This is a genomic window from Pseudoalteromonas luteoviolacea (assembly GCF_001750165.1).
GTDB classification, from domain to species: Bacteria; Pseudomonadota; Gammaproteobacteria; order Enterobacterales; family Alteromonadaceae; genus Pseudoalteromonas; species Pseudoalteromonas luteoviolacea_G.
Genome location: NZ_CP015411.1, coordinates 567,890 through 584,727 on the forward strand (window position 1 = coordinate 567,890; position 16,838 = coordinate 584,727).

The 16,838-nt window shown below is 43.3% G+C and carries 14 protein-coding genes; 10 read left to right on the forward strand and 4 right to left on the reverse strand.

The window, feature by feature from the left end; translation table 11 throughout:
* Positions 1–65: 65 nt before the first annotated feature.
* Positions 66–638, reverse strand: coding sequence for an elongation factor P-like protein EfpL (gene efpL / locus S4054249_RS02365; protein WP_046357440.1), 573 nt, complete (start codon positions 636–638; stop codon positions 66–68).
* A 160-nt stretch (positions 639–798) separates the two neighbouring features.
* Here efpL and S4054249_RS02370 point away from each other — a divergent pair, with 160 nt between their 5' ends.
* Complete coding sequence (locus S4054249_RS02370; protein ID WP_052961075.1) at positions 799–1,374, forward strand: DUF6151 family protein; 576 nt, start codon at positions 799–801, stop codon at positions 1,372–1,374.
* Here S4054249_RS02370 and S4054249_RS02375 read toward each other — a convergent pair.
* The gene (locus S4054249_RS02375; protein WP_145924970.1) at positions 1,371–2,699 is read right to left on the reverse strand and encodes a tetratricopeptide repeat protein; all 1,329 of its coding nucleotides are present in this window, start codon (positions 2,697–2,699) and stop codon (positions 1,371–1,373) included. The two genes, S4054249_RS02370 and S4054249_RS02375, sit on opposite strands and share 4 nt — an antisense overlap.
* Before the next feature lie 259 nt (positions 2,700–2,958).
* Positions 2,959–3,696: a thioesterase II family protein gene (locus S4054249_RS02380; protein ID WP_046357442.1), complete on the reverse strand. Its 738-nt coding sequence runs from the start codon at positions 3,694–3,696 to the stop codon at positions 2,959–2,961.
* Positions 3,697–4,003: 307 nt separating this feature from the next.
* On the opposite strand from S4054249_RS02380, the gene prfC reads away from it, so the two are divergent.
* From prfC to S4054249_RS02400, 4 genes are all read left to right on the forward strand, one after another.
* Entirely contained in the window at positions 4,004–5,593 is a 1,590-nt protein-coding gene (prfC, locus tag S4054249_RS02385; protein WP_046357443.1) for a peptide chain release factor 3, read from the forward strand.
* A gap of 63 nt (positions 5,594–5,656) precedes the next feature.
* Positions 5,657–7,399, forward strand: coding sequence for an arginine--tRNA ligase (gene argS, locus S4054249_RS02390; RefSeq protein WP_046357444.1), 1,743 nt, complete (start codon positions 5,657–5,659; stop codon positions 7,397–7,399).
* A gap of 113 nt (positions 7,400–7,512) precedes the next feature.
* Positions 7,513–8,154 carry a pyridoxamine 5'-phosphate oxidase gene (gene pdxH, locus S4054249_RS02395; RefSeq protein WP_046357445.1) on the forward strand — a complete coding sequence of 214 codons (642 nt, stop codon included), beginning with the start codon at positions 7,513–7,515 and terminating at the stop codon, positions 8,152–8,154.
* The gene (locus S4054249_RS02400; protein ID WP_046357446.1) at positions 8,155–8,919 is read left to right on the forward strand and encodes a TatD family hydrolase; all 765 of its coding nucleotides are present in this window, start codon (positions 8,155–8,157) and stop codon (positions 8,917–8,919) included.
* Between the two features lie 48 nt (positions 8,920–8,967).
* Here S4054249_RS02400 and S4054249_RS02405 read toward each other — a convergent pair whose 3' ends face one another.
* Positions 8,968–9,600, reverse strand: a complete 633-nt coding sequence (locus tag S4054249_RS02405; RefSeq protein WP_046357447.1) for an AhpA/YtjB family protein — start codon at positions 9,598–9,600, stop codon at positions 8,968–8,970.
* Between the two features lie 79 nt (positions 9,601–9,679).
* Here S4054249_RS02405 and serB point away from each other — a divergent pair, with 79 nt between their 5' ends.
* The 5 genes from serB (at position 9,680) to aceF (ending at position 16,781) form a co-directional block, all read left to right on the forward strand.
* The gene (gene serB / locus S4054249_RS02410) at positions 9,680–10,702 is read left to right on the forward strand and encodes a phosphoserine phosphatase SerB (RefSeq protein ID WP_046357456.1); all 1,023 of its coding nucleotides are present in this window, start codon (positions 9,680–9,682) and stop codon (positions 10,700–10,702) included.
* Positions 10,703–10,780: 78 nt separating this feature from the next.
* Positions 10,781–10,924 (forward strand): hypothetical protein, encoded by a 144-nt coding sequence (locus tag S4054249_RS26475; protein WP_155401405.1) that lies wholly within the window; start codon positions 10,781–10,783, stop codon positions 10,922–10,924.
* 407 nt (positions 10,925–11,331) lie between these two features.
* Positions 11,332–12,081 carry a pyruvate dehydrogenase complex transcriptional repressor PdhR gene (gene pdhR / locus S4054249_RS02415; protein WP_039612079.1) on the forward strand — a complete coding sequence of 250 codons (750 nt, stop codon included), beginning with the start codon at positions 11,332–11,334 and terminating at the stop codon, positions 12,079–12,081.
* A 102-nt stretch (positions 12,082–12,183) separates the two neighbouring features.
* On the forward strand, positions 12,184–14,850 hold the full coding sequence (aceE, locus tag S4054249_RS02420) for a pyruvate dehydrogenase (acetyl-transferring), homodimeric type (RefSeq protein WP_046357448.1): 2,667 nt from the start codon (positions 12,184–12,186) through the stop codon (positions 14,848–14,850).
* Between the two features lie 11 nt (positions 14,851–14,861).
* Complete coding sequence (gene aceF, locus S4054249_RS02425; RefSeq protein WP_063881436.1) at positions 14,862–16,781, forward strand: pyruvate dehydrogenase complex dihydrolipoyllysine-residue acetyltransferase; 1,920 nt, start codon at positions 14,862–14,864, stop codon at positions 16,779–16,781.
* Positions 16,782–16,838: the final 57 nt, after the last annotated feature.

The window sequence follows — 16,838 nt, forward strand, 5'->3', positions numbered from 1 at the left end:
GTATTGATTATGTTTGGGGGGAGCAATAAAAAAGCCGGGATAACCGGCTGTTTTGATAGGCTAGATTAGCTGTCTGCACGACTCATAAATTTAACTTCGGTGGTGTTGATTTTAATTTTATCACCGGTTGAAATATGTTCAGGCACTTGGACGATTAGACCAGTCGTCAGCGTTGCTGGTTTAGTACGTGCACTGGCAGAAGCTCCTTTAATAGACGGCGCTGTGTCTTCAATTACAAGCTCGACACTTGAAGGTAAATCGATAGATACAGGGCTGCCCTCTACAACGACTACCGACAGGCCTTTAGTATCTTCGTTGATAAATAAAACCTGTTCAGAAATAGCTTCTTTGTTTAGGTGGTAAGGCGTGTAGTCTTCTTCATCCATAAAGACATATTCTTCACCATCAATATATGAAAACATTGCAGGACGACGAGTTAAATCGGCAAGTTTAAGCATTTCTTCGGCTTTAAATGTTTCATCTACTTTACCATTGTTGACAACATCGTACATACGCATACGGTAAAGGCTTCCCCCAGCACGACCTTGAGGTACTGAACGTTCAATATCACGTACGATCATTACGCGACCGTTGTATTCAATCGCAGCATGTTTTTTTATTTCACTGGCCTTTGGCATAGTAATTCCCAAATTTATTTTGTTTTGCAGCAAACTAGCATGAAGTAGTAGTTAGGCCAAGTGTGACATGCGTTTTATTGTCTGATTGTGCAATGCTAGGATAAGAAGATTAATAGTCACAGTTCGCTTGTGCAATGTAATCATTAATAGGAGAGTTGTTATGGAGCAGTGTTTACACATTAAATGTCAATGTGGCAAAGTACGTGGACAAGTTTCTTACGGTAATAAACTGTTTCACAATCGGGTGGTGTGTTATTGCGATGATTGTCAGGCATTTGTGAATCACCTAAAGCAGTCAAATGTATTAAATGCGTATGGTGGCTCTGATGTTTTTCAAGTGAGCGCTTCCCAGCTCATCTTTACTCAAGGAAAAAGCAACATCGCTTGTTTGACGGTTACTTTAGGCGGTGTTCATCGCTGGTTTGCAAAATGTTGTAATACGCCTTTGGGGAATACTTTGAGTGCGCGTTGGCCGTTGGTTGGTTTGTTAGATTGTTGTATTGAAGAAGACTTAGATGCGTGTGTTGGTCGACCTTCCGGTAGTGTTTTTTGTAAGTTTGCAAATGGAGAGATCCCTTATGAAGTGAAAGGATCTTGGTCACATAAACAAGTCGCCGCTCAGCTTATAATGAAAATAGCACTGTGGCGATTACTACGAAAAGGTAAGCCGTCGCCATTTTACGCGCAAGGCAATCCAATTGTTCAGCCATATTGCCTTGCTGATAAAGGAAGTTAAAGTGCGTAAAGTGCCGCCATTTCTTGGTAATTTAAACCAAACTGCTTTTTAAACCAACTATTTACAAATTCATTGTCTGGCGCTATTTTGCCACAGCGTAAAATATATTCACCATATTGAGTACCGATTAAACCATTGCAATGCGTTTCGGTCCAAATACGCGCTAGTTGTGTTTTAAAATCTAGCTGCAATATATCTAGCTGCTTATCCAGCTTAGCATCCACATCCAAAAAGGTTGCTTTTACGGGTTTTATATTGAGTTGTGGGAAGTCGGCTTGGTGGCTTTGAGTATAGTGCGTTTGACTGTCATCAACACGAAATTCTATTTGCTGTTGAGCGACTGTCCCTGCATATTTTGCATCAATGCTAAATTGTTCAGTGAACTCAGTCACGGGGTAGCTATAGGCTTTTTTCACTTCTATATCGAGTGTGTTAGAAGGGTCAACTTTGCTTTGCTTTTCTTCTGTCAGCGTAAAATGTGTTTGTCTACTTACTAGTTTTGCATTTCTAATGTGTTCAAGACTGGCATCAAAATTGAGCTTAAATGTTTTTTCACCAACAGGGCTGTACCACAGGCTCTCTCTGAATATTTTTTTTAGTTTAGTAGAGGATGTGTGGAGTGAATTAGCTTGTCGGCTGGTACGATGTAAATTCACTTTAAATCGAGGGGTGAGTTCAATGCTCGAATAGCGACTTGAGTCGTGAGAAATCGATTCTAAACTCTGTGGTAGATCCCATGCCATACAGTATTTTTCTGTAAACTGACGCAAAAAAAATCGTTCATCATTCACCTTGGTAGACATGCGGGAGCACTGAGCATGTGCTTTATTCTGCAAAGCGGCTCTGTAAGTTGAAAATTGGCTATGTAACTGTGCGTTGCTAATAAGAAAAGCATAGCGATGCTCGAAAAAGCGAAATTGATCAGGAAAACGTGACTGGCCCAATTGTGCCGCGCGAGCTTTTAACCACTGTGTTGTATAGTCGATTTCTTCATTTTGTGTATTTGCAATGGGGCCGAATGGTTCTATTTGCCATTCGATTTGATTTCGCAGTAGAGACTCCAGCCTGAGCGCAGCGCCAGTAGGGTTGCCACCTAAGCGCAGCATGCGTACATCAATTAAGCCTTTATCTAATATCTTATTGCGCGCTTGCATTAAGCCTTTTTGCGCTTCAATATCATGTGGGTCTTCTTTGAGTGCTCGTTCGTAATATTCAGCTGACTGGGAATACATACCTGCTTGGAATAAATTGTCTCCTTTCTCTACCAAGCTTTTACAGCCACTGAGAGCCAGTGCCAGCATAGATAAAACAAATACGTTTCTCACTTTGTTGTCTTCCTTTTTATCAATGAGATAGTACAGACTTTTGCTTTGAATGCGTCAGATGACTTAGCAATTGGTCTTTTATTAGATTTGTATGTGGTTACATTTATAAAGTGAATGTGAACCATTAACTATATAGTAGTTGTTAATCCGTACCCATGTCTATGACTTAGGGTTAAAGTTAGTTTACATTGAGGGGGATCATGCACAAATTCGGAGTGGGGGAATAAAGGCCCCTAAGGGCCAATTAGAAAAGTAAAAATTAATTCGTATTGATAAGCTGTGAAACGGTATCTATTACTTGTTGACTATGTGTATTGATAAAGAAATGCCCCCCATTAAAAGCATGTTTGGTAATAGGTAAAGCAGATAAGTTCTGCCAAGCATCAACCATTGATGGTGTAACTTCAATATCATCGTGGCCAAATAATACATTAATGGGGATGGGTAATGGATATTCTTCAGCTTGATAACAATCGGCAATTTCGAAATCTGCTCTGAGCAGTGGCAGGAACAGCTCCATCAGTTCCGCATTATCTAATACTTCTTTGGGTGTGCCATTGAGGTCGCGCAGCTCTGCGATAAACTCTGCTTCTGGTAAATGATATATAGGTTCCTTATTTCCTTTAAGGTAGGGAGCTCGACTGCCCGATGCAATCAATTTAAGCGGCAATACTTGGCGACTTCTATGCAGTGTCAGTGCCAACTCATAGGCAACTCGACTGCCCAAACTATGACCAAAGAACACGCAAGGCTTTTCTGTGATGAAATCACTATATTGCATAAGTTCATCAATAATTTGGTTCATTTTGTTATAAGGCACTTCCATTAATCGAGCGCTACGCCCCGGAAGCTGAACCAGTACAATTTCAATATGCTCAGGTAGTTTGCTAAGCCATGACATAAAAATACTCGGTGAACCACCTGCGTATGGAAAACAAAAGAGGCGAAGTGTTGCATTTGGTTTTGGTTTCGGGATTAAAAATAGTTTTGGTGTCATGGTTGTTTTTTTTATTATTGGTTGATAGCGCTTATCCTAACAATTTAAGCAAAATTGTATAGTGGCTTTTTACCAGCAGTGTAAAGAGCCAATGTGACAGAAGATAGCGGTATGGCATGCATAGGGATTAAACTCGTGATATTGGGGCGTTGCACCTGAATGTAAAGAATGTGGTAGTTTATCCGCAAATTATACGCCGATAAGTTGTTTAAATAGTCAGGATCAGAGACAATATGCGGATATGTGTTCACAGCCGAGTGTTATCAGTTAATAGTCACACTCAGATAAGCCAAAAGTAGAGTTTTCAATGTCAAACAACAGTATCCAGCAAGAAGTATCGCTTCGCCGTACTTTTGCCATTATTTCTCACCCGGATGCGGGTAAAACCACCATTACAGAGAAAGTACTTTTATTCGGAAAGGCGTTACAAAAAGCCGGTACGGTAAAAGGTCGTGGTTCAAATCAACACGCAAAATCTGACTGGATGGAAATGGAAAAAGAGCGTGGTATATCGGTAACTACCTCGGTAATGCAGTTCCCGTATAATGATGCATTGGTAAACCTACTAGATACTCCGGGACACGAAGACTTCTCTGAAGATACTTATCGTACACTGACTGCTGTTGACTCATGTCTAATGGTAATCGACGCGGCAAAAGGTGTTGAGGATAGAACACGTAAATTAATGGAAGTTACTCGCTTACGTGACACGCCAATCGTGACTTTCATGAACAAACTTGACCGTGACATCCGCGACCCAATGGAAGTGATGGACGAAGTCGAAACAGAACTAAATATCATGTGTGCGCCTATCACTTGGCCAATCGGCTGCGGTAAAGAGTTTAAAGGCGTGTACCACATTCATCGTGATGAAACGATTTTATATGCAACGGGCCATGGTCATACCATCCAGGAAAAACGCATCATTAAGGGGTTAGACAATCCAGATCTAGACGCCGAAATCGGTGATGAGTTAGCGGAGCAGCTTCGTGAAGAGCTAGAGCTGGTGATCGGTGCATCAAATGAGTTTGATCATGAGTTGTTTTTATCGGGTGAGCTAACACCTGTTTACTTTGGTACAGCATTAGGTAACTTTGGTGTTGACCATATGCTTGACGGTTTAACAGAGTGGGCGCCAACGCCAATGCCACGTCAAACTGAAGAGCGTGAAGTAAAAGCTGAAGAAGAAAAGTTCTCAGGCTTCGTATTTAAAATTCAAGCGAATATGGACCCCAAACACCGTGACCGTATTGCCTTTATGCGAATTGTATCAGGTAAATATACGCAAGGCATGAAGATGGACCATGTACGTATTGGCAAAAAAGTCAGTATCTCCGACGCAGTAACCTTTATGGCGGGTGACCGTGAGCGTGCTCAAGAGGCCTATGCGGGTGACATCATTGGCTTGCATAATCACGGTACAATCCAAATCGGTGATACCTTCACGCAAGGTGAGAAGCTGAAATTCAGTGGTATTCCAAATTTCGCACCGGAATTATTCCGTAGCATTCGTTTAAAAGATCCGCTGAAGCAAAAGCAGTTGCTAAAAGGTTTAGTACAGCTGTCAGAAGAAGGTGCGGTACAGGTATTTAGACCACTACAAAATAACAGCTTAATCGTAGGTGCCGTCGGTGTGCTTCAGTTTGATGTGGTTGTAGCACGCCTGAAAGCTGAATATAACGTAGATGCAATTTACGAAAGCGTGGCGGTACAAACAGCCCGTTGGGTAACGTGCGACGACGATAAAAAGATGGCTGAGTTTAAACGCAAATGTGAAGCAAACTTGGCCCTTGATGGTGGTGATAACTTAACTTACATTGCACCTAGCCGTGTAAATTTAAACTTATCAATGGAACGCTATCCTGATGTTAAGTTCCACCATACACGTGAACACTAATAAGCGCTTAAATTGAATTTAACCTTGCTGGTTTGATGGCTGGCAAGGGTCACAGGATAACAAATGAATATTAAAACTTTATTAATTGAAAAAGCCAATGCAGCGATGCAAGCTGCGGGCATTCCAGAAGGTACAAATCCAGCGGTTACACAATCTACTCGCCCGCAATTTGGTGATTACCAAATCAATGGCGCAATGGGCGCTGCAAAAGCACTCAAAACGAATCCGCGAGAAGTTGCACAGAAGATCATTGATAACTTAGATATCGACGATGTTGCTGCAAAAACTGAAATTGCTGGCCCAGGTTTTATCAATATTCACTTAAAGCCTGAGTTTTTATCCTCAAGCTTAGAAGCGGCAAATCAAGACGCTAAGCTAGGTGTCGCTGAGCACAAGGAACCGCATAAGGTTGTTGTTGATTACTCTTCTCCAAACCTTGCAAAAGAAATGCACGTTGGTCACCTGCGTTCAACGATTATTGGTGACGCTGTTGTACGTGCACTTGAATTCCGTGGTGACAAGGTGATCCGCCAAAACCATATGGGAGACTGGGGCACGCAGTTTGGCATGTTGATCGCACACCTTGAGGACTTACTTGAGCAAGGTATTGATCTTGAGGCGGTGGCACTGGCAGATTTAGAAAGTTTCTATCGCGATGCGAAAAAACGTTTTGATGATGAGGAAGGTTTCGCGGATAAAGCACGTGATTACGTTGTTAAATTACAAGGTGGTGATGCGCACTGTGAAAAATTGTGGCAGCTTTTTATCGATACATCAGTAAAACACTCTGAAGAAGTCTACAAAAAGCTGAATGTAACTCTTGGCCGTGAAGACATCAAAGCTGAGAGTGCATATAACGCACGTCTTAATGGTGTAATCGAACTGCTCAAAGAAAAAGGCATTGCGGTAGAAGACCAAGGTGCACAAGTGGTATTCCTTGATGAATTAGCGAATAAAGATGGTGAGCCTTCTGTCTTCATCGTACAAAAATCAGGTGGTGGTTTCTTATATTCTACAACTGATTTAGCTGCGTGTGATTATCGCTCTAATGAACTAGGTGTAGACCGTATTTTGATTTTTGTTGATGCGCGTCAGGGCCTACACTTTAATCAGGTTGAGATCACGGCACGCAAAGCGGGCTTACTAAAAGAAAAAACCAGCTACGAACCAAGTTTGTTTGGCACCATGATGGGAGATGATGGTAAACCATTTAAAACTCGTACTGGTGGCACCATTAAATTGGCAGACTTGCTAGATGAAGCCGTTGGTCGTGCATCGGATAAATTGGCTGAACGCGCATCAGAGTTATCTGAAGAAGCACGTGCAGAGATCGCCCGTAAAGTAGGTATTGGTGCGGTCAAATATGCTGATTTATCAAAGCATCGCACCAGCGATTATATCTTTAACTGGGATACAATGTTGAGCTTTGAAGGCGCAACGGCTCCTTACCTTCAATATGCTTACACACGTGTCAAGAGTATCTTCCGTAAGGCGAATGTTGATAGTCATACTTTAGCTGGTAATATCGTTATTACAGAGCCGCAAGAAAAAGCACTTGCATTGAAGCTTTTACAACTAGAAGAAGTGCTTGATCTGATGATCAATGAGGCGACACCACACGTATTATGTGGTTACCTATATGAGCTTGCGAGCTTATATATGTCTTTCTACGAGGCTTGTCCTATTTTGAAAGATGATGTTTCAGAGCAAGCGCGTGATAGTCGCTTAGTCCTATGTAATTTAGTGGCTAAAACACTTCACACCGGCTTAGATTTATTGGGCATTGAAGTAATGGAACAAATGTAAGTTCGAATACTTTTAATGCGATAAAAGCCGCCAATCAAGGCGGCTTTTTATTTACATATCACTCCTTTTGGTGACAGAGTGAAGTTGTTTAAAAATGCTAAGGAATCGCCAAGATGAAATTAGATGACATCCGCAGAGAATATGTACAAGGTGGGTTGCGCCGAGAAACGTTGCAAGATAACCCCATTGAGCAATTTGAGATTTGGTTGAAACAAGCGGTTGAGGCAAAGTTTAGTGCAGATCCAACCGCGATGGTGGTCGCAACGGTTGATAAAGATGGACAGCCTTCTCAACGTATTGTGCTGCTGAAAAACCTAGATCAAAATGGGTTTGTCTTTTTTACCAATACAGGTTCTAAAAAAGCGCAGGACTTGTCCGCAAATAATAAAATCTCTTTACACTTTCCGTGGCATGCGATTGAACGTCAAGTAATTGTTTATGGTGAAGCAAAACCATTAAGTACAGCGGCTGTTGCTAAGTACTTTTTGTCACGTCCCAAAGAGAGTCAGCTGGCAGCGTGGGCGTCTCAGCAATCGCGACCAGTGTCATCTAGACAGGCATTAATGCAAACATTTGAAGGCATGAAAAGTAAGTTTGCCAAGGGGGATATTCCCCTACCAGATTTTTGGGGCGGATACTGTGTTGTGCCACATAAAATAGAGTTTTGGCAAGGAGGGGAGCATCGCTTACATGATCGCTTTATGTATGTGAAGCAAGCTGATGATAATTGGTCTATTGAGCGTTTAAATCCGTAAATGCGCTTTATCGACAGTCATTGTCACTTAGACTTTGATGAACTTGCCGATAACTTAACGAAATATATGTCAGATGCTCTAGCGTCTGGCATAACACAGTTTGTGGTGCCTGGTATATCATTGGCACAAAGCAAAAGTCTATTAGCGTTTTCGCAAAAGCACCCTAGTTGCCATATTTCATTTGGTTTGCACCCTTACTTTCTCACCGCTCACAGTCGTGACGAAATGGCACTCTTGGCTGATTTAGCTGAACAAAATAGCGAGCAGTTGGTAGCCATCGGGGAATGTGGGATCGATAGTCAGTGCGATGATCTAGAGCTACAACAAGCACTATTTAAATCCCATATAGTATTAGCGAATCGCTTGGGTTTGCCGATGATTGTACATCATCGTCAAAGTCATCATTTAATTGCACAGGCTTTTAAGCAAACTCCGCCTCAATTCGGTGGTGTGATCCACGCATTCTCAGGTTCACTGCAACAAGCCCAGTATTACTTAAAGTTAGGTTTTAAGTTGGGGTTGGGTGGTACTATTACTTATCCACGAGCCAAAAAAACCCGAGAGGTTGTGAGTCGTTTACCGCTTTCAAGTTTTGTATTAGAAACGGATGCGCCTTCAATGCCGGTTTTTGGTTTCCAAGGGCAGATAAATGTCCCCGTGCGTTTGATAGATATTTTTGCTCAGGTGTGCCAGTTGAGAAACGAATCCGAGGATGAAATCGCCCAAGCATTGTACGCGACGTCATGTCGTGTGTTTTCGATTTAATTGCATTGGGCTGATAGAGTTGTTGTTAGAACTCTGGGTGATGCAAGCTTATTCCTGATCGTTTATATCCTGCTGTTGTTCGTCTCTGATAATGTGCTTTTTAACATCGCGACGTGTCAGCGCTCGGCCAATTTGCCAAGTAAAAACGCCAACAATAATGAGCATCAACAGCACGATACGTCCTAACTGATGGAAGTGTTTGTGACTCTCACTCATCGCCGCGTCTGTCAGGTACTCGATACTAACAAAGCCTATCGTGCGCTCATTATCTTCAATTTTACTCACAATGGCATCTTTACTTGGATTGATCCCCGCGAGACCTTCAGGTAGTCCGGTAAAATCGGGGGCTTGTGTTATGCCATCATTACCAATAATAAATTGCCCTTTTTGATTATAGATTGCGACTGATAGCACGTACTCATCACTGGCTAAATGATTACTGAGCGTTCTGAGTCTAGGTGTATCCATGCGTATCAGTGGCTCTGCCGCATTAAGTGCAAATTGCTTGATAAGGCTTTGTCCTGTGTGATTGGCGTTGGTATGTAGTAACTGATGAGAGCGAAAGCTGGTATTGGTGGCTATCCACAGTAGTGCAAGTAAACAGCCAGCCGCAATAATGAGCCTCAGCAGTCGTTTACTTTTTGAAGATTTTAAAAAACTATTTGCTTGCGTATTTTTCATAGTTACAGCTTGTTGGCTGACATTATTTTCATTAGATGTTAAAAAGAGCGTATACCCATATGAGGAGCGCTCAATGCCAATGCAAAATATGATAGATGTCGACCAACTTGATGTCCGCCCTGTTGAAGATCAACTTACCTTATCAAAGTGGTATGAATTTGAAAATGCCCAAGCTGAGAAAGGGGAGGTGTTAACAGAGAAGACCGCACAGTATATTGTTCTATTTGGTGCGCGCTTGGCTGGCACTACTCTAAAGGCGTTTCTAGACGCTTTGACATTAATGCATATCGTGCCGCATACCGTCTGTGCCTATCAAGCCCATCCTGATTTACCTATTGGTGTGGCCATCAAAGCAGGGCTACCTGCTGGTGAGTTACCTAAATCAGATATTCGTCATGCTGCAAAAAAGCTAGGCTGCCAAGGGGCTATACTACCTAATTTGCCGCAACTAGATATACCAGGGTTATTGGTAATGGATATGGACTCCACTGCAATTGAAATTGAATGTATTGATGAAATTGCGCGTTTAGCAGATGTGTATGACGAGGTAGCTTCAGTTACCGCGGAAGCAATGGCAGGTAAGTTAGCTTTTAGTGAGAGTCTACACAAACGGGTAGCAAAGTTACAAGGTATCGAATTAAGTCTTATTTCACCACTTAAAGATGATTTGCCACTGATGATGGGGATTAAGCAGCTGTGTGAGGTGCTAAAGACGAAAAATTGGCGGTTAGCTATCGCATCGGGCGGGTTTACCTGGTTTGCAGAGGCGCTGCAAGAGAGGTTGTCGTTGGATCACGTCTATGCCAACACATTAGAAATTGATGCTCAAAGGCTAACTGGCCGTGTTATCGGAGATATCGTTGATGCTGAGAAAAAAGCGGAAGTGTTGAACGCTTTACGTGAGCGCTACACCGTGGATACTGGACAAGTGATTGCCATCGGTGATGGGGCGAATGATTTAGTGATGATGGCAGCGGCAGATTTAGGTGTAGCCATTCACGGTAAGCCCAAAGTGGTAGAGCAGGCAGATGCCGCTATTTGCGAAGGGTCATTATTGCAACTACTGCATTTTATGACAGTACCTTTGCCTAGAGAGTATTAGCCATAATCAAAGTGGCATGAGTCATATTCATGTATAAATAGATCTATAAACATAACAATAGTGAAAAGGAAAGTGACAATGAAAATCAAGCTAAATAAAAAGAACTTAAAAACACTTAACAACGATAAAGTGATTTCTGCACAAAAAACCAAAGTAATCGCTGGCGGTATCAGCGATTACGTGTGTAGTGGTATTGAGGCATGTGACGTCGGCGTTAAGTAATTTAATTTAAGCGAGGAAGCTACTTGCTTGTTACTATGCAAGGTCTAGCTTCCTTTTAGATAACTACTTTAATACTTTTTCATCCCTTCAAATACGTGTCTGCGCATTAATCATCGGAATCACTCTGGTCTGACCATTTTTATTTTTCTTTGCAATCAATTTTAATTGTATAAAGTTTAATCTGAATGGATGTCAAAAAAAGGATATTAAAAGCGATGAAAAGGTGTAATTTTGACAGCCGAGCTTGATTTTGATAACTTATTGTCCAAATTTGGTATGACCAATTTACCTTGCTGGTCACAATATACTAAATGATTAAGTAAATATTGCTAAGTTTTAAAGACTTACAAGTAATGTAGGGGCTTCATACTTAGCTGGTGGATATAACCCAAACTGGCGTGTTATCAATGTCTTTGAAGATTAAAGCTGCGAAACTCTCGGATGTGATTTTAGAGCAATTGGAAAACATGATTTTAGAAGGATCATTGCTTCCCGGTGAAAAGCTACCTCCCGAACGAGAGCTTGCCAAGCAGTTTGAAGTATCCCGCCCGTCGTTAAGAGAGGCGATTCAAAAACTCGAAGCCAAAGGGTTAGTGACGCGTCGCCAAGGTGGCGGTACGTACGTTAAAAACCAGCTAGAGGAAGGGCTAACTGATCCACTTTTCGACTTGATTAGTAAACACCCTGAGTCTCAGTTTGACTTGCTTGAATTCCGTCATGCCCTTGAAGGCATCGCTGCGTATTATGCAGCGCTTCGAGGCACAGACAATGATATGGATAAAGTAAAGCAAAGCTACGACAACATTGCTGAGGTAGGGGATGATTTAGCCCTAAAAGCCAAAGCAATCAATGCGTTTCATTTCACTGTAGCAGAAGCGTCACATAATGTGGTGTTACTGCATTTAGTGAGAGGAATGCAAACGTTACTTGAGCAAAATGTATTGCAGAACTTAACCGTGTTGGTGCAAAAATCAGATGTGAGTGAGCAGCTTGCACAGCATCGAGCGGTACTGATGGATGCCGTGATCCAAGGGGATCCGGAAAAGGCAAGGCTTGCGAGTAACGCACACTTAGCCTTCATCGAAGAAGCATTACTTGAAGCGGGTAGAGAACGTTCTCGTATTGAACGGAGCCTGCGTCGCACTAAGCAGCAATAAGTTAGGTAAATTCGGTCTTTTAAGCAAAATCGAGCAATTATGCTTGATTGCGTCATTGGCGCATTGAATAAATTTGCATTTAAAACATAAGGAACACTCCATATGTCTGAAGTCAATAAGTTTGACGTTGACGCGTTAGAAACCCAAGAGTGGTTACAAGCGCTTGAATCAGTTGTGAAAGAAGAAGGCGTAGAACGTGCGCAATTCTTACTTGAGCAAGTGCTAGAGCAAGCCCGCCTAGATGGCGTGGATATGCCTACAGGTATTACTACAAACTATGTAAATACCATTCCTGCAGGCCAAGAACCAGCTTACCCTGGTGATACCACGATTGAACGCCGTATCCGCTCTATCGTGCGTTGGAATGCGATCATGATCGTACTTCGTGCGTCTAAAAAAGACCTAGAGTTAGGCGGCCATATGGCGTCTTACCAGTCTTCAGCAGCATTTTATGAAATGTGTTTCAACCACTTCTTCCGTGCGCCAAACGAGAAAGACGGTGGTGATTTAGTCTATTACCAAGGTCATATTTCACCAGGTATCTATGCACGTGCGTTCCTTGAAGGTCGTTTAACTGAAGAGCAGTTAGATAACTTCCGTCAAGAAGTAGATGGCAAAGGTATTTCTTCATACCCTCACCCTAAATTGATGCCTGAGTTCTGGCAATTCCCAACAGTATCTATGGGTCTTGGTCCAATCGCATCAATCTATCAAGCTCGTTTCCTTAAATACTTAGAAGGTCGTGGTCTTAAAGAGACTAACGAGCAGCGCGTATACGCGTTCCTTGGTGATGGTGAGATGGATGAGCCAGAATCACGTGGTGCAATCTCATTTGCAGCGCGTGAGAAGCTAGATAACCTATGTTACCTGATCAACTGTAACCTACAGCGTCTTGACGGCCCAGTAATGGGTAACGGTAAGATCATTCAAGAACTTGAAGGCCTATTTAAAGGTGCTGGTTGGAACGTGATCAAAGTTGTTTGGGGTTCTGGTTGGGATACGCTATTAGCGAAAGACACAACTGGTAAGCTTCTTCAGCTAATGAACGAAACAATCGATGGTGACTACCAGACATACAAAGCGAAAGATGGCGCGTATGTACGTGAGCACTTCTTTGGTCGTTACCCAGAGACTGCAGCACTCGTTGCTGACATGACAGATGATGAAATCTTTGCACTTAAGCGTGGTGGTCATGATACATCTAAACTTTACGCAGCTTATAAAGCGGCGCAAGATGAGAAAGGTCGTCCAACAGTTATCCTAGCTAAAACGGTAAAAGGTTATGGCATGGGTGAAGCTGCGGAAGGTAAAAACATTGCGCACCAAGTTAAGAAAATGGACATGTCTAGCGTTGAGCACTTGCGTTCACGTTTAGGTCTAGAAGATCTGGTTTCTGACGAAGAAATTGCAAACTTACCTTACCTTACGCTTAAAGAAGGCTCTGCAGAGTACGAATACCTGCACGCACGCCGTAAAGCGCTACACGGTTACACGCCACAGCGTCTACCTAACTTCACACAAGCACTTGAGCTACCAAAATTGGAGCAGTTTAAGCCGCTACTTGAAGAGCAAAAGCGTGATATCTCAACGACAATGGGTTACGTACGTGCGCTAAACATCTTGTTAAAAGACAAGGGTGTTGGCAAAAACATCGTACCAATCATTGCGGATGAAGCGCGTACTTTCGGTATGGAAGGTCTATTCCGTCAAATCGGTATTTATAACCCACACGGTCAGAACTACACACCTCAAGATCGCGACATCGTTTCTTACTACAAAGAAGCAACGTCAGGTCAGGTACTGCAAGAAGGTATTAACGAGCTAGGTGCAATGTCTTCATGGGTTGCTGCTGCAACGTCATACAGCACAAATGACCTACCGATGATCCCATTCTACATCTACTACTCTATGTTCGGTTTCCAACGTGTTGGCGACATGGCGTGGATGGCAGGTGACCAACAAGCACGTGGTTTCCTATTAGGTGCTACAGCTGGTCGTACAACGCTAAACGGTGAAGGTCTACAGCACGAAGATGGCCACTCGCACATTCAAGCAGGCACGATTCCTAACTGTATTTCTTACGACCCAACGTTCGTATTTGAAGTGGCGGTTATCTTGCAAGATGGTATTCGTCGTATGTACGGTCCAGAGCAAGAAAACGTGTTCTACTACCTAACGCTGATGAACGAAAACTATCACCAGCCAGCAATGCCTGAAGGCGCTGAAGAAGGTATCCGTAAAGGTATCTACAAGCTTGAGTCAAACGCAGGTGAGAAAGCACACGTACAACTTATGGGTTCAGGCACAATCTTGAATGAAGTACGTAAAGCGGGTGAGATCCTAAGCGAAGAGTACGGCATTGGTTCAGATGTATTCTCTGTGACGTCATTCAATGAGCTAGCTCGTGACGGTCAAGATGCTGAGCGTTTCAACATGCTTAACCCAGAAGCGGATGCAAAAGTACCTTACATTGCAACTGTACTTGGTGAGTCTCCTGCGATTGCAGCGACTGACTACATGAAGAACTATGCAGATCAAGTACGTGCATTCATGCCAAGCAGCTCTTACAAGGTACTAGGTACTGACGGTTACGGTCGTTCAGACAGCCGTGAAAACCTACGTCGTCACTTCGAAGTGAACGCAGGTTATGTAGTTGTTGCTGCACTTAACGAACTTGCTCAACAGGGCAAGGTTGAAAAATCAGTTGTTGCTGACGCTATCAAGAAATTTGATATCGACACAACAAAAGCTAACCCACTTTACGCATAAGAGGCAAAAACATGTCAATTGAAATTCATGTTCCAGATATTGGTGCCGATGAGGTTGAAGTAACCGAGCTCCTAGTAAGCGTAGGTGACACGGTTGAAGTGGATCAGTCATTGATCACAGTTGAAGGCGATAAGGCTTCAATGGAAGTACCAGCAGCAGCTGCGGGTACTGTTAAAGAAATCAAAGTTGTTGAAGGTGATAAAGTTTCAACAGGTTCTTTGATTATGATTTTTGACGCAGCTGGTGCAGAAGCGCCTGCTGCGGCAGAAGCGCCAGCGGCTCCTTCTGCAGCGCCAGCACCTGCGGCACCAGCTGCGGCAGAGCTTAAAGAAGTACACGTACCAGATATCGGTGGCGACGAAGTTGAAGTGACTGAGATCATGGTTGCTGTGGGCGACGCAGTTGAAGCTGACCAGTCAATCTTGAACGTAGAAGGCGATAAGGCTTCTATGGAAGTACCAGCACCATTTGCAGGTACGGTGAAAGAAATCAAAGTTGAAGTTGGCGGTAAAGTATCAACAGGCTCTTTGGTATTCGTATTTGAAGTTGCAGGCAGTGCGCCAGCAGCGGCACCTGTTGAAGCAGCACCTGCACCAGCGGCAGCACCAGCGGCAGCACCAGCTGCGGTAGCAGAAGCGAAAGAAGTACATGTACCAGATATCGGCGGTGACGAAGTTGAAGTCACTGAAATCATGGTATCAGTCGGTGATTCAATCGAAGAAGAGCAATCTCTTATCACTGTAGAGGGCGACAAGGCTTCTATGGAAGTACCGGCACCATTTGCAGGTACTGTGAAAGAGATTAAAGTAAACGCTGGCGATAAAGTATCGACAGGATCTTTAATCTTCGTATTTGAAACAGCGGGCAGTGCACCTGCGGCAGCAGCTCCTGTAGCTACACCAGCACCAACAGCTGCGCCAGCCACGGCTACTGCAGCAAAACCTGCTCCGGCAGCTGCCCCTGCATCTGCACAAAAAGATGAATTTGTTGCGAACGATCAGTACGCACACGCATCACCAGTTGTGCGCCGTCTAGCACGTGAGTTTGGTGTAAACCTAGCGCGCGTTAAAGCAACCGGTCGTAAGAACCGTGTTGTTAAAGAAGACGTTCAAAACTATGTGAAAGAGTTAGTGAAGCAAGTTGAATCAGGTCAGCTATCTAAAGGTGGCAACACTGGTGGTGGCGAGCTTGGTCTAATTCCTTGGCCGAAAGTAGACTTCAGCAAGTTTGGTGAAGTTGAAGAGAAGAAGCTATCTCGCATTCAAAAGATCTCTGGCGCAAACCTACACCGTAACTGGGTACAAATCCCTCACGTTACACAGTTTGACGAAGCAGACATCACAACGCTTGAAGCATTCCGTAAAGAGCAAAATGTGCTAGCTGAGAAGAAGAAAATGGGTGTGAAAATCACGCCATTGGTCTTCGTAATGAAAGCGGCTGCAAAAGCACTTGAAGAGTTCCCAACGTTTAATTCTTCATTATCAGAAGACGGTGAGAGCCTAATTCTGAAGAAATACGTGAACATCGGTGTGGCGGTTGATACGCCAAACGGTTTGGTTGTTCCTGTATTCAAAGACGTGAACAAAAAAGGCATCATTGAGCTTTCTCGCGAGCTGATGGAAGTCTCTAAGAAAGCACGTGACGGCAAGTTGACTGCTGCTGACATGCAAGGCGGTTGTTTCACAATCTCAAGCCTTGGTGGTATCGGTGGCACGTCATTCACGCCAATCGTGAATGCACCAGAAGTGGCTATCTTAGGTGTGTCTAAGTCTGAGATGAAGCCGAAATGGAATGGTAAAGAGTTTGAGCCGCGCTTAATGGTGCCGCTAAGCTGTTCATACGACCACCGTGTAATTGACGGGGCGCTTGCAGCACGCTTTACTGTGACACTTGCAAACTACCTGAGCGATATTCGTCAGCTAGTAATGTAAGAAGAATCAAAACCGCCCAACCTAAGTTGTGCGGTTTTGTTGTATTTTTAGTGTCCT

Coding starts and splice junctions, on each gene's coding strand:
- efpL (WP_046357440.1), bottom strand. CDS start 638: ATGCCAAAGGCCAGTGAAATAAAAAAACATGCTGCGATTGAATACAAC.
- S4054249_RS02370 (WP_052961075.1), top strand. CDS start 799: ATGGAGCAGTGTTTACACATTAAATGTCAATGTGGCAAAGTACGTGGA.
- S4054249_RS02380 (WP_046357442.1), bottom strand. CDS start 3,696: ATGACACCAAAACTATTTTTAATCCCGAAACCAAAACCAAATGCAACA.
- prfC (WP_046357443.1), top strand. CDS start 4,004: ATGTCAAACAACAGTATCCAGCAAGAAGTATCGCTTCGCCGTACTTTT.
- argS (WP_046357444.1), top strand. CDS start 5,657: ATGAATATTAAAACTTTATTAATTGAAAAAGCCAATGCAGCGATGCAA.
- pdxH (WP_046357445.1), top strand. CDS start 7,513: ATGAAATTAGATGACATCCGCAGAGAATATGTACAAGGTGGGTTGCGC.
- S4054249_RS02400 (WP_046357446.1), top strand. CDS start 8,155: ATGCGCTTTATCGACAGTCATTGTCACTTAGACTTTGATGAACTTGCC.
- S4054249_RS02405 (WP_046357447.1), bottom strand. CDS start 9,600: ATGAAAAATACGCAAGCAAATAGTTTTTTAAAATCTTCAAAAAGTAAA.
- serB (WP_046357456.1), top strand. CDS start 9,680: ATGCAAAATATGATAGATGTCGACCAACTTGATGTCCGCCCTGTTGAA.
- S4054249_RS26475 (WP_155401405.1), top strand. CDS start 10,781: ATGAAAATCAAGCTAAATAAAAAGAACTTAAAAACACTTAACAACGAT.
- pdhR (WP_039612079.1), top strand. CDS start 11,332: ATGTCTTTGAAGATTAAAGCTGCGAAACTCTCGGATGTGATTTTAGAG.
- aceE (WP_046357448.1), top strand. CDS start 12,184: ATGTCTGAAGTCAATAAGTTTGACGTTGACGCGTTAGAAACCCAAGAG.
- aceF (WP_063881436.1), top strand. CDS start 14,862: ATGTCAATTGAAATTCATGTTCCAGATATTGGTGCCGATGAGGTTGAA.